The organism is Intrasporangium chromatireducens Q5-1 (assembly GCF_000576575.1).
GTDB classification, from domain to species: domain Bacteria; phylum Actinomycetota; class Actinomycetes; order Actinomycetales; family Dermatophilaceae; genus Intrasporangium_A; species Intrasporangium_A chromatireducens.
Genome location: NZ_AWQS01000008.1, coordinates 1 through 12,194 on the forward strand (window position 1 = coordinate 1; position 12,194 = coordinate 12,194).

At 72.3% G+C, this 12,194-nt stretch carries 10 protein-coding genes; all 10 read right to left on the reverse strand.

The features are described 5' to 3' along the window. Positions 1-1,392 (reverse strand): primosomal protein N' family DNA-binding protein (locus N864_RS02030; protein ID WP_476702739.1); only part of this gene is annotated, 1,392 nt, incomplete at its 3' end. An 88-nt stretch (positions 1,393-1,480) separates the two neighbouring features. Continuing rightward, positions 1,481-2,704, reverse strand: a complete 1,224-nt coding sequence (metK, locus tag N864_RS02035) for a methionine adenosyltransferase (RefSeq protein WP_034712862.1) — start codon at positions 2,702-2,704, stop codon at positions 1,481-1,483. A 46-nt stretch (positions 2,705-2,750) separates the two neighbouring features. After that, complete coding sequence (locus tag N864_RS02040) at positions 2,751-4,034, reverse strand: bifunctional phosphopantothenoylcysteine decarboxylase/phosphopantothenate synthase (protein WP_034712864.1); 1,284 nt, start codon at positions 4,032-4,034, stop codon at positions 2,751-2,753. Between the two features lie 8 nt (positions 4,035-4,042). Beyond that, a complete protein-coding gene (rpoZ, locus tag N864_RS02045; protein WP_034712866.1) occupies positions 4,043-4,306 on the reverse strand; it encodes a DNA-directed RNA polymerase subunit omega in 264 nt (87 codons plus the stop codon). 78 nt (positions 4,307-4,384) lie between these two features. Beyond that, positions 4,385-4,969 (reverse strand): guanylate kinase, encoded by a 585-nt coding sequence (gene gmk / locus N864_RS02050; protein WP_034712868.1) that lies wholly within the window; start codon positions 4,967-4,969, stop codon positions 4,385-4,387. Positions 4,970-5,046: 77 nt separating this feature from the next. After that, entirely contained in the window at positions 5,047-5,364 is a 318-nt protein-coding gene (gene mihF, locus N864_RS02055; RefSeq protein WP_034712870.1) for an integration host factor, actinobacterial type, read from the reverse strand. A gap of 124 nt (positions 5,365-5,488) precedes the next feature. Further along, positions 5,489-6,331, reverse strand: coding sequence for an orotidine-5'-phosphate decarboxylase (gene pyrF, locus N864_RS02060; protein WP_034712872.1), 843 nt, complete (start codon positions 6,329-6,331; stop codon positions 5,489-5,491). Positions 6,332-6,368: 37 nt separating this feature from the next. Beyond that, positions 6,369-9,683, reverse strand: coding sequence for a carbamoyl-phosphate synthase large subunit (gene carB, locus N864_RS02065; protein ID WP_034712875.1), 3,315 nt, complete (start codon positions 9,681-9,683; stop codon positions 6,369-6,371). Then, a complete protein-coding gene (carA, locus tag N864_RS02070; RefSeq protein WP_034712877.1) occupies positions 9,683-10,864 on the reverse strand; it encodes a glutamine-hydrolyzing carbamoyl-phosphate synthase small subunit in 1,182 nt (393 codons plus the stop codon). The genes carB and carA overlap by 1 nt, the downstream gene beginning before the upstream one ends. After that, positions 10,861-12,177, reverse strand: coding sequence for a dihydroorotase (locus tag N864_RS02075; protein ID WP_051518074.1), 1,317 nt, complete (start codon positions 12,175-12,177; stop codon positions 10,861-10,863). The genes carA and N864_RS02075 overlap by 4 nt, the downstream gene beginning before the upstream one ends. Positions 12,178-12,194: the final 17 nt, after the last annotated feature.

Below are 12,194 nucleotides of genomic sequence, written 5' to 3' on the forward strand. Positions count from 1 at the left end.
GGGCGTCGAGCCGGCGGCCGTGACCGCCACCGGGCCGTGGCACCGGACGCACCGCACTGGGGTCCGGCACTCCGCGCAGCTGAGCGATGGCAGGTAGCCGCGTCGCGGCACCTGCACCAGGACCGGACCGTCGTGCAGGGCGTCCTTGGCCACCCGCCAAGCCCGAGAGGGCAGGTGGGCCCGCGCGGCTGGCCCGTCGCGCTCCTCGTCGGCCCCCTCACCCGCGATCGTGACCCGGGGTGCGGCCGCGCGCAGCAGGGCAGGCTCGGCCTCGACGGCCACCAGCCCGCCGCGTTCGATCGCCTGCTGCACGGCGAGGCTCCTGGCGTAGCCGCCGGCGAGGACCGCAGCCCCGGTCTGGGCCGCACGCAGCTGCAGCACGGTACCGGTGTGCGGATAGGGGGCCCGCGGCTCGAGCAGCAGGTCGTCGCCGTCGTCCCACCATGCCACCAGACCGAGGTCGCGGACCGGCGCGAAGGCCGCGGCGCGGGTGCCGATCGCGACCCTCACGTGGCCTCGCAGCACCTTGAGCCAGGCGGTGTAGCGCGCCTGCGGGCCCTGGTCCGCGGTGAGCCGCACGTGTTGCCCCCGGCCGAGGAGCTCCGTCAGCGCAGTGTCGAGCCGGTCGACGTCGCGGTGGTCCGGCACGACGAGCACCGCTCCGCGTCCCCCATCGAGGGCCGCTGCGGCCGCGCGGGCGAAGGCGTGGGGCCAGTCGTCGCCCGGCAGCCGGCTCGGCAGCGCGAGCCAGGCCGCCGCAGGTCCCTCCCCCGCCGTCACGCGGCGCAGCCACGCCGGACCCGCGGGGTAGTCGGCCCAGGGCCCGAGGTCCCGGTCCTCGACCCGGGGGCGTACCGCAGAATCCGCAGAATACGCAGACGCAGGCGACTCCACGGACCCGGACGACTCCGCGGGCGCACCCGTCTCCGCGGTCGCGGGCGCACCCGTCTCCGCGGTCGCGGGCGCACCCGTCTCCGCGGTCGCGGGCGAGTCCGGGTCGAGGGGCAGGTTGCGCTCGGCCGTCGCGTGCCGCTTGGGAATGGCCAGCCGCAGCACGTCGCTCAGCGTGCCGGCGTAACGGTCGGCGACGGCCCGGCACAGGGCAAGCAGCTGGGGTGTGAGGACCGGCTCGGGACTCACGACCCGCCGCAGGGCGGACAGACGGCCGCCGTGCTCCGGCTCAGCCCGCCGCTCGATGACGAAGCCGTCGAGCTCCCGCCCTGAGAAGCGCACCCGCACCCGCGCCCCCGGCACCGCGGCGTCGCGCAGCTCCTCAGGAACGGTGTACTCGAAGACCCGGTCGAGGTGGGCGAGCGGGGTGTCGACGACGACAGCCGCGACGGGCAGCGACGGGCCCGTCCCGCTGTCCGTCGGCTCCGTCTGCTCGCTCACGCGAGGCAATCTAGCGTCGCCCGCAGACAGCCCTGCTCCGCCGTGACGGCGCAGCAGCCCCGGCCGAGCACCGTGGGCCGGCCCGCGTTCAGGCCTGGGTGACGGCCTGCTGCAGGGCCTCGACGCGGTCGGTGCGCTCCCACGGGAAGGCATTCTCGACACCGTCGGCCTTGGTGCGCCCGAAGTGGCCGTACGCGGCGGTCGGCCGGTAGATCGGCCGGAGCAGGTCGAGGGCGTCGACGATCGCGCGCGGGCGCAGGTCGAAGACCATGCCGATGGCGTCCTGGATCTTGTCGACGGGGACCGTCTCGGTGCCGAACGTCTCGACGTAGAGCCCGACCGGCTGCGCCTTGCCGATCGCATACGCGACCTGCACCTCGCACCGCCGGGCGAGACCCGCCGCGACGACGTTCTTGGCGACCCAGCGCATCGCGTAGGCCCCGGACCGGTCGACCTTGCTCGGGTCCTTACCCGAAAAGGCGCCGCCCCCGTGGCGGGCCATGCCGCCGTAGGTGTCGACGATGATCTTGCGGCCGGTCAGGCCGGCGTCGCCCATGGGGCCGCCGATCTCGAACCGGCCGGTGGGGTTGATCAGCGACCGGTACGACGACACGTCGAGGTCGGTGCCCTCGTCCCGCAGCTCGGCGAGGACGGGGTCGATGACGAAGGCCTTGATGTCGGGCTCGAGCATGCCCTCGAGGGAGACGTCGGGGGCGTGCTGCGTCGACAGGACGATCGTGTCGAGCCGCACGGCCTTGTCGCCCTCGTAGGAGATCGTCACCTGGGTCTTGCCGTCGGGCCGCAGGTAGGCGAGCTGCTCGTTCTTGCGGACCTGGGTGAGGCGCTCGGAGAGGCGGTGCGCGAGGTGGATCGGCAGCGGCATGAGCTCGGCTGTGTCGTCGCAGGCGTAGCCGAACATCAGCCCCTGGTCGCCGGCCCCCTGCTTGTCGAGCGGGTCGACACCGCCGTGCCGGGTCTCGTGGGCCGTGTCGACGCCCTGCGCGATGTCGGGCGACTGGGCGCCGATCGAGATCGACACGCCACACGTGCGTCCGTCGAAGCCCTTCTCGGAGCCGTCGTAGCCGACCTCGAGGATGGTGTCGCGCACGATCTTCGGGATCTCGACGTAGCTCGTCGTCGAGACCTCACCGGCCACGTGCACGAGCCCGGTCGTCACCATCGTCTCGACCGCGACGCGCGCCTGCGCGTCCTCGGCGAGCATGGCGTCGAGGATGGAGTCGCTGATCTGGTCACAGATCTTGTCCGGGTGTCCCTCGGTGACGGACTCGGACGTGAACAGGCGTGCAGACACAGGGTCTCCTCGGTTCCGGCGGTGGCTACCGCGCGAGTTTATGGGATCAGCCGAGCAGGTCCTCGACCACGTCCAGCACCGCCCCCGCGATGACGTCCTTGCCGGCCGGGCCCACCGTGACGACCTCGGGCACGTCCCGGCGCAGCAGGTGCACGGTGTTGTCGTCGCGGCCGAACGCCAGGTCGCGCCCGACCTCGTTGACGACCTGCAGGTCGCTGCCCTTCTTGGCGAACTTGGCGCGGGCGTGGTCCATCACCGACCCGCTCGCGTCGCCGGTCTCGGCCGCGAAGCTGACGATGACGGGGCGCCGGGAGCCGTCGCGCGAGGCGACGAGTCCCTTGACGATGTCGGGGTTCTCGACGAGCTCCAGCCGCAGCCCCGCCTCCGGGCCGGTGCCCTTCTTGATCTTGCTCGCGCTGACGCTCGCGGGCCGGAAGTCGGCGGGGGCGGCCGCCATGATGACGGCGTCCGCCTCACGGGCGGCCGTCTCGACGGCGTCCTTCAGCTCGAGGGTCGTCTCCACGGGGACGACGGTGACGCCGGGCGGCGTGGGCAGATCGACGTTCGCGGCGACAAGCACAACCCGTGCACCGCGGCGGGCGGCCGCGTGCGCGATGGCCAGGCCCTGCTTGCCCGACGAGCGGTTGCCGAGGAACCGGATCGGGTCGAGCGGCTCGCGGGTGCCGCCGGCCGAGACGACGACCGTGCGCCCGCGCAGCCCCATCGGGCCGTATGCCGCTGAGCCGGCTTCGCGGTCGCCCTCCGCGCGTGCGGGGTCGGGTGAGCCGGCGCCGGCGGCACCGCGCGTGTCGACGGCGGCAAGCGCAGCGGCATACACGTCCTCGGGCTCGGGGAAACGTCCCTTGCCCGAGTCGGCCCCGGTGAGTCGGCCCTCGGCCGGCTCGATGACGTGGGCGCCGCGTCGGCGCAGCGTCTCGACGTTCCCCTGCGTGGCCGGGTGCTCCCACATCTCGGTGTGCATGGCCGGGGCGAACACGACGGGGCAGCGCGCCGTGAGCAGGGTGTTGGTGAGCAGGTCGTCGGCGATGCCGGCGGCGGCCTTGGCCATGATGTCGGCCGTGGCGGGGGCCACGACGACGAGGTCGGCGCTCTGGCCGATCCGCACGTGCGGGACCTCGTGGACGTCGGTCCAGACCTCGGTGCTGACGGGCTTGCCGGAGAGAGCGGCCCACGTGGGCGCGCCGACGAAGCGGAGGGCCGCTGCCGTGGGCACGACCGTGACGTCGTGCCCACCCTCGGTGAACCGGCGCACGAGCGAGCAGGCCTTGTAGGCGGCGATGCCGCCGCTCACGCCGACGACGACGTGCATCGCGTCGGTCAGGCCTCGGTCGGCGTCGAGGTGAGCAGGCCCTCGTTGATCTCGCGGAGCGCGATCGAGAGCGGCTTCTCGTGGACCTCGGCCTCGACGAGCGGCCCGACGTAGTCGAGCAGGCCCTCCTGCAGCTGCGAGTAGTAGGCGTTGATCTGGCGCGCGCGCTTGGCGGCGTAGATGACGAGGGCGTACTTCGAGTCGGCGGCCGTCAGCAGGTCGTCGATCGGCGGGTTGGTGATGCCGATGGGGTCAGCCTTGGTTCCGGACACGGGGCGTCTCGTTTCGTTCGGGGGCGGATGTGTCGGGCGGGCCGGACCGGCAGGATCGCAGGCACGCCGAAGCGGGACTCACCGGTTGGTGCGTCCCGATCTCATCAATGATACGAGTTCTTCGCTCGCACGCCGAACGTCGTCGTTGACGATGACCGCGTCGAACTCCGGTTTGGCCGCGAGCTCGCGCCGTGCCGTGTCGAGGCGGCGCTCCCGCTCGGCCTCGTCCTCGGTGCCCCGACCGACGAGCCGGCGCACGAGCTCGTCCCAGCTCGGCGGCTCGAGGAAGACGAAGAAGGCGTCCGGCATGGTGGCCCGGACCTGCCGCGCCCCCTGCAGGTCGATCTCGAGGAGTGCGTCCCGGCCCTCGGCGAGGGCCCGCTCGACCGGGCCGCGCGGCGTGCCGTACTTCGCCAGCCCGTGAACGAGCGCGTACTCGAGGAACTCCCCCGCCGTGACGAGCCGGTCGAACTCGCCCTCGTCGACGAAGTGGTACTGGACGCCGTCGACCTCGTCGGGCCGCGGCTTGCGGGTCGTCATCGAGACGGAGAAGAAGACGTCGGGGAAGTGGGTGCGCACGTAGGCGGCGATCGTCCCCTTGCCGACCGCCGTGGGGCCGGCGAGGACGACGAGGCGCCCACGCCCACGTCGGTCGGCGCTCATGCCTTCTGTCGCGCCTCTGCCCTCCGCTGCGGGCCTCCCTCGCTGGCGCTCGGTCGGGTCCTCGCGTCGGTCGGCGCTCATGACCGCTCGAACCGGCGCAGCAGGGCGGCCACCTGGTTGGCGCCGAGGCCGCGCACCCGCCGGGACTCGGCGATGCCGACCTCCTCCATGATCGCCTTGGCCCGCACCCGGCCCACCCCGGGCATCGACTCGAGCAGCTCGGTGACCTTCATCTTGCCGATGATCGGGTCGGTGCGGCCGTCCTCGAGCACCTCGGCGAGCGACCCGCTCGAGTACTTGAGCTTGTTCTTGACCGCCGCGCGCTCCCGACGGGCGGCAGCGGCCTTCTCGAGGGCGGCTGCCCGTTGCTCGGGCGTGAGCGGGGGAAGGGCCACAGCGGTTCTCTCCTCGTGGGTGGACGGACGTTGTTGCCGAACCTAGCGATTCGGTCGAGCGGGTGGCAACGCGGCCCCCGCTGGGGACGCGCCGAGAACGAGGAGTATGCCGCTCAGCGGGCGCTCAGGGTCGCAGTTCCTCCGCGACACGGCGGGCGGCGTCGCCGAGCCGCGTGGCGTCCGGGCCCGTCTGGAGCACCTCCCGGCTCGACGAGGCGAGCACCTGGGGACGCGCCGCCCCGAAGACCTCCTCGAGCGCTGCGGCCGTGCCGCCCTGCGCGCCGAGGCCGGGTGCCAGCACCGGGGTGGCCGCGGTGACGAGGTCGAGTCCGAGGCGCGCCACCGCGTCGCCGACGGTCGCCCCGATGACGAGCCCGATGCTGCCGAGCTCACCGCGCTCGCGGGCGAGGCTGTTGTCGACCGTGGCGCCCTCGACCACGGAGGCGGCGACGCTGCGCCCCCCGGCGACGGCGTGCTGGACGGAGGCTCCCTCCGGGTTGGAGGTCAGCGCGAGCACGAACAGGCCCCGGCCGTTCTGGGCAGCGACGTCGACGGCGGGGCGCAGCGACCCGTAGCCGAGGAACGGACTGACGGTGAGCGCGTCCGCCGGCGAGACGGCCTCCGACCCGAGATAGGCCGCCGCATAGCCGGCCATCGTCGAGCCGATGTCGCCCCGCTTGGCGTCGAGGATCGTCAGCGTCCCCGCCTCGTGCAGCTCGGCGAGCACCCGTTCGAGGACGGCGACCCCGCGGCTGCCGAACACCTCGAAGAACGCCGACTGCGGCTTCGCCGCGGCGACCCTCCCCGCGAACGCCTCGACGCAGGTCAGGGCGAACCGCTCGAGGCCGGAGACGTCATACGGCAGCCCCCACGCCTCGACGAGGGCCCGGTGCGGGTCGATGCCGACGCAGAGCGGCCCGTGCTGGTCCATGGCCCGGCGCAGCCGGGTGCCGAACGGAGTGGTCACGGGCGCTCCTTCGCGTCGGGTCGCTCCACCTTCGCCCTCAGCGCGGCGCGCCGACGCTGTAGAGGTCGAGGTTGCGGGCATGGTCCTGCAGCGAGGTCACCCGGACCGGCTCGGTCAGCTGTGCCTCGATGCCGAGCACCGCCGCGGCGAGCGTCGCGATCGTCGTGATGATCGGCTTGTCCGCGCTCGTCGTCGCCGCCCGGATGGCATAGCCGTCCGCCCGGGCGTCCTGGCCCGACGGGGTGTTGACGACCATCTGGACGGTGCCGTCCTCGATCAGCTCGACGATGCTCTTCTCCGTCGGGTCGCCGGCGTGCGGACGCTCGGAGAGCTTGCGCACGACGGTGGCCGGGATGCCGTTGCGGTGCAGCACCGCGGCCGTGCCCCGGGTGGCGAGGATCGTGAAACCGAGGTCGACGAGCCGCTTCACCGGGAAGAGCATCGCGCGCTTGTCGCGGTTCGCGACGGTGACGAGGACCGCGCCGGAGCTTGGCAGGCCGCCGCCGATCCCCTGCTGCGACTTCGAGAAGGCCGACCCGAAGTCGCGGTCGATGCCCATCACCTCGCCGGTCGAGCGCATCTCGGGGCCGAGGAGGGAGTCGACCGCGAGACCCTCCTTGGTGCGGAACCGCTTGAAGGGCAGGACCGCCTCCTTGCACGAGATCGGTGCCCCGTCGGGCAGCCGGCCGCCGTCGGTCGACGCCGGGAGCAGGCCCTCGTCGCGCAGCTGCTGGATCGTCGCGCCGAGCATGACGCGGGATGCAGCGCTCGCGAGCGGCACCCCTGTCGCCTTGGAGACGAACGGGACGGTCCGCGACGCCCGCGGGTTGGCCTCGATGACGTAGAGGATGTCCTGGGCGATGGCGAACTGGACGTTCATCAGGCCGCGAACCCCGATGCCCTCGGCGAGCTTGCGGGTCGCGACCCGCACCTTCTCGAGCTCGGCGTCGCCGAGGGTCGCCGGCGGCAGGGTGCACGCGCTGTCACCCGAGTGGATGCCGGCCTCCTCGACGTGCTCCATGATCCCGCCGACGTAGAGGTCCGTGCCGTCGAAGATCGCGTCGACGTCGATCTCGATCGCGTCGTCGAGGAACCGGTCGATGAGGATGGGGTGCTCCGGCGAGGCGAGGGCCGCCTTCTCGACGTACGTGACGAGCGCGTCGTCGTCGTAGACGATGACCATGCCCCGTCCGCCGAGGACGTAGGAGGGGCGCACGAGGACCGGGTAGCCGATCTCGCGGGCCACCTCGAGCGCCTCGTCCGGGCTGAAGGCGGTGCCGTGCTTCGGGGCGACGAGGCCGGCGCGGTGCAGCACCTGGCCGAACGCGCCTCGGTCCTCGGCGAGGTTGATCGCCGTCGGCGACGTGCCGACGATCGGCACCCCCTCGTCGGCGAGGGCCTGGGCCAGACCGAGCGGGGTCTGGCCGCCGAGCTGGACGACGACGCCGGCGATGGGGCCGGCCTGCTCCTCGGCGTGGATCACCTCGAGGACGTCCTCGAGGGTGAGCGGCTCGAAGTAGAGCCGGCTGCTCGTGTCGTAGTCGGTCGAGACCGTCTCCGGGTTGCAGTTGACCATGACGGTGTCGAAGCCCTGCCGACGGAGCGCGAACGACGCGTGCACGCACGAGTAGTCGAACTCGACGCCCTGCCCGATCCGGTTCGGACCGGAGCCGAGGATGATGACGGCCGGCCGTTCGCGGGGCGCCACCTCGGTCTCCTCGTCGTAGGACGAGTAGTGGTAGGGCGTCAGGGCCGCGAACTCGGCCGCGCAGGTGTCGACGGTCTTGTAGATCGGGCGCACGCCGAGGGCCTGCCGCACGCCGCGTACGACGCTCTCGGGCATGTGCCGGATCGCGGCGACCTGGGCGTCGCTGAACCCGTGCCGCTTGACGAGCCGGAGCAGGTCGGGCGTGAGCTGGTCCGCGTCACGCAGCAGCCCGGCCACCTCGTTGAGCACCGCGATCTGGTCGAGGAACCACGGGTCGATGCCGGTGGCCTCGTGGACCTCCTCGACGGTGCAGCCACCGCGCAGCGCCTGCTGGACGTGAACGATCCGGCCGTCGGTCGGCACCGTCGAGCGCGAGAGCTCCCGGCGGGCGGCCGCCGGGGTGAGCTCGCCATTCCAGTGGAACGAGGCGTCCTTCTTCTCCAGCGAGCGAAGCGCCTTCTGCAGCGCCTCGGTGAAGTTGCGGCCGATCGCCATCGCCTCGCCGACCGACTTCATCGTCGTCGTCAGCGTCGGGTCCGCGGCCGGGAACTTCTCGAACGCGAAGCGGGGCACCTTGACGACGACGTAGTCGAGCGTCGGCTCGAAGCTCGCCGGGGTCTCCCGCGTGATGTCGTTGGGCACCTCGTCGAGGGTGTAGCCGATCGCCATCTTCGCGGCGATCTTGGCGATCGGGAAGCCGGTCGCCTTCGATGCGAGGGCGCTCGACCGGGACACCCGCGGGTTCATCTCGATGACGATGATTCGCCCGTTCTCCGGGTTGACGGCGAACTGGATGTTGCAGCCGCCGGTGTCGACGCCGACCTCGCGGATGACCGCGATGCCGATGTCGCGCATCTGCTGGTACTCGCGGTCGGTGAGCGTCAGCGCCGGCGCGACGGTGATCGAGTCACCGGTGTGCACGCCCATCGGGTCGAGGTTCTCGATGGAGCAGACGACCACGACGTTGTCGGCGTTGTCGCGCATCAGCTCGAGCTCGTACTCCTTCCAGCCGAGGATGGACTCCTCGAGGAGGACCTCGGTCGTCGGCGAGTACTGCAGCCCCTGCCCGGCGATCCGGCGCAGGTCCGTCTCGTCGTAGGCGAAGCCGGAGCCGAGACCGCCCATCGTGAACGAGGGCCGGACGACGACCGGGTAGCGGAGCTCCTCGGCCGCCGCGAGGCACTCGTCCATCGTGTGGCAGATCATCGAGCGTGCCGACTCGGCCCCGCACCGTGCGACGACGCCCTTGAACGCTTCCCGGTCCTCGCCGAGCTGGATGGCCTCGACGTTGGCGCCGATGAGGGGGCAGTCGTACTTCTCGAGGATGCCCGCGTCGTGCAGCGCCACGGCACAGTTGAGCGCGGTCTGCCCACCCAGGGTCGCGAGCACCGCGTCGGGGCGCTCCTTGGCGATGATCGCCTCGACGACCTCGGGGGTGATCGGCTCGACGTAGGTGGCGTCGGCCATCTCCGGGTCGGTCATGATCGTCGCGGGGTTGCTGTTGACGAGGACGACGCGGATGCCCTCCTCGCGCAGGACGCGGCACGCCTGCGTGCCGGAGTAGTCGAACTCACAGGCCTGCCCGATGACGATGGGGCCGGAGCCGATGACGAGGACGTTCTTGATGTCGGTGCGCTTGGGCATCAGGCGCCCGCCTCCTGCTTCTTCTTGTCGTTCTGTTCCTGCATCAGGTGTGTGAACCTGTCGAAGAGGTATGCCGCGTCGTGCGGACCCGCTGCCGCCTCGGGGTGGTACTGGACGGAGTAGGCGGGCGCGTCGAGGCACTCGAGGCCCTCGACGACGTCGTCGTTGAGGCAGACGTGCGAGACGCGGACCCGTCCGTAGGGCGTCTCTGACTCGGTGTCGAGCGGCGCGGCGACCGCGAAGCCGTGGTTGTGCGCCGTGACCTCGACCTTGCCGGTGGCCCGGTCCAGCACGGGCTGGTTGATCCCCCGGTGGCCGTACTTGAGCTTGTAGGTGCCGAAGCCGAGGGCCCGCCCGAGCAGCTGGTTGCCGAAGCAGATGCCGAAGAAGGGGATCCGACGGTCGAGCACCTCCCGGAGCAGCTCCACCTCGCGGTCGGCGGTCGCGGGGTCGCCGGGACCGTTGGAGAAGAAGACGCCGTCGGGGCCACGGTCGCCGCCTACGGCGAGCACCTCGTCGATCGTCGTCGTGCTCGGCAGCACGTGCACCTCGATGCCGCGCTGGGCCATCAGCTGCGGGGTCATCGCCTTGATCCCGAGGTCGACCGCCGCGACGGTGAACCGGCGCTCCCCCTGGGCCGGCACGACATACGGCTCCGCTGTCGTGACCTCGGCAGCGAGCGCTGCACCCGCCATCTTTGGCGCATCGCGCACGACCTGGGCGAGGTCGTCCACGGGCCGCTGGGCCGCCGGCCCGGTGAAGATCCCGACCCGCATCGCACCACGCTCGCGCAGGTGCCGCGTCAGGGCACGGGTGTCGATCTCACAGATACCGACGACGCCCTGGTCGCGCAGCTCGTCCTCGAGGTCGCGGGTGGCCCGCCAGTTCGAGGAGCGGATCGCCGGCTCGCGGACGACGAAACCGGCGACCCAGATGCGGCTCGACTCCATGTCGTCCCTGTTGACGCCGGTGTTGCCGACGTGGGGCGCCGTCATGACGACGACCTGCCGGTGGTAGCTCGGGTCGGTCAGGGTCTCCTGGTAGCCGGTCATGCCGGTCGAGAACACCGCCTCGCCGACCGTCTCTCCGACGGCGCCGTAGGACGACCCGCGGAAGGCTCGTCCGTCCTCGAGCACGAGGACGGCGGGCTGGCGCTGGTGGCTGGGGAGGGTGAGGGTCACTGTGCGTACTCCGCCTCTGCGGTCCGGGTGGTCGCGTCGACGGTGTGGCTGACGCGGCCGCGGTGGATGGTCGTGTGGACGGCACCGGTGAAGGTCCGCCCGTGCCAGGGGTTGTTGCGTGAGCGGCTCCGGCTCGCTGCCGCGTCCACGGTGAGGGCGCGGTCGGGGTCGACGAGGGTGAGGTTGGCCGGCTCCCCCACGGCGAGCGGCCGGCCGTGGTCGGTGAGACCCCCGATCCGTGCCGGGCCCACCGACATGATCCGCGCGACGTCGGCCCAGTCGAGCCGGCCGCTGCGCACGAGCAGCTCGCTGACGACGGGCAGCGCCGTCTCGAGCCCGACCATGCCGAACGCGGCGTCGACGAAGGCGTGCTCCTTGTCGTGCCGGGCGTGAGGCGCGTGGTCCGTCGCGACGACGTCGATCGTGCCGTCCACGAGCGCCTCCCGGAGCGCCTCCACGTCGTCGCTGGGGCGCAGCGGCGGGTTGACCTTGTAGACCGGGTCATAGCCGACGAGCAGGTCGGTCGTGAGGGCCAGGTGGTGCGGGGTCACCTCCGCGGTCACCGCGATGCCCTGGGCCTTGGCCCACCTGATGACCTCGACCGTGCCGGCCGTCGACACGTGGGCCACGTGGACCCGTGAGCCGGTGTGCCGCGCGAGCATGACGTCGCGGGCGACGATCGCCTCCTCCGCGACGCCGGGCCAGCCGGGCAGGCCCAGGCGACCGGAGACCTCGCCCTCGTGGCAGCACGCTGACGAGTCGGCGAGCCGGGGGTCCTGGGCGTGCTGGGAGATGACGCCCCCGAAGGGCTTGATGTACTCCAGCGCCCGACGCATGATCCGGCCGTCGGCGACACAGCGGCCGTCGTCCGAGAAGACCCGCACCCCGGCGCGGGAGCGGGCCATGAGGCCGAGCTCGGCGAGCCGCTCGCCGCCGAGGCCGGCCGTGACCGCGCCGACCGGCACGACGTCGACGAGGCCGCAGGCCCGGCCGAGGTCGAGCACGCGCTCGGCTGCCTCGGCCGTGTCGGTGACGGGGCTCGTGTTGGCCATCGCGAAGACCGCGGTGAACCCGCCGGCCGCGGCGGCCTCCGAACCACTCGCGATGGTCTCGGCGTCCTCCCGGCCCGGCTCGCGCAGGTGGGTGTGGAGGTCGACCAGGCCGGGCAGGGCGACGAGGCCGTCCGCATCGATGACCCTCGCACCCTGCGGTGCCTCCAGCGAGCCGACCTCGACGATCCGGCCGTCCGCGACGAGGATGTCGGCCGCGTCCCGACCGAGCAGCCGCGCGCCGGTGATCAGCAGTGCATTCATGCCGTTCGTGGTCCCTT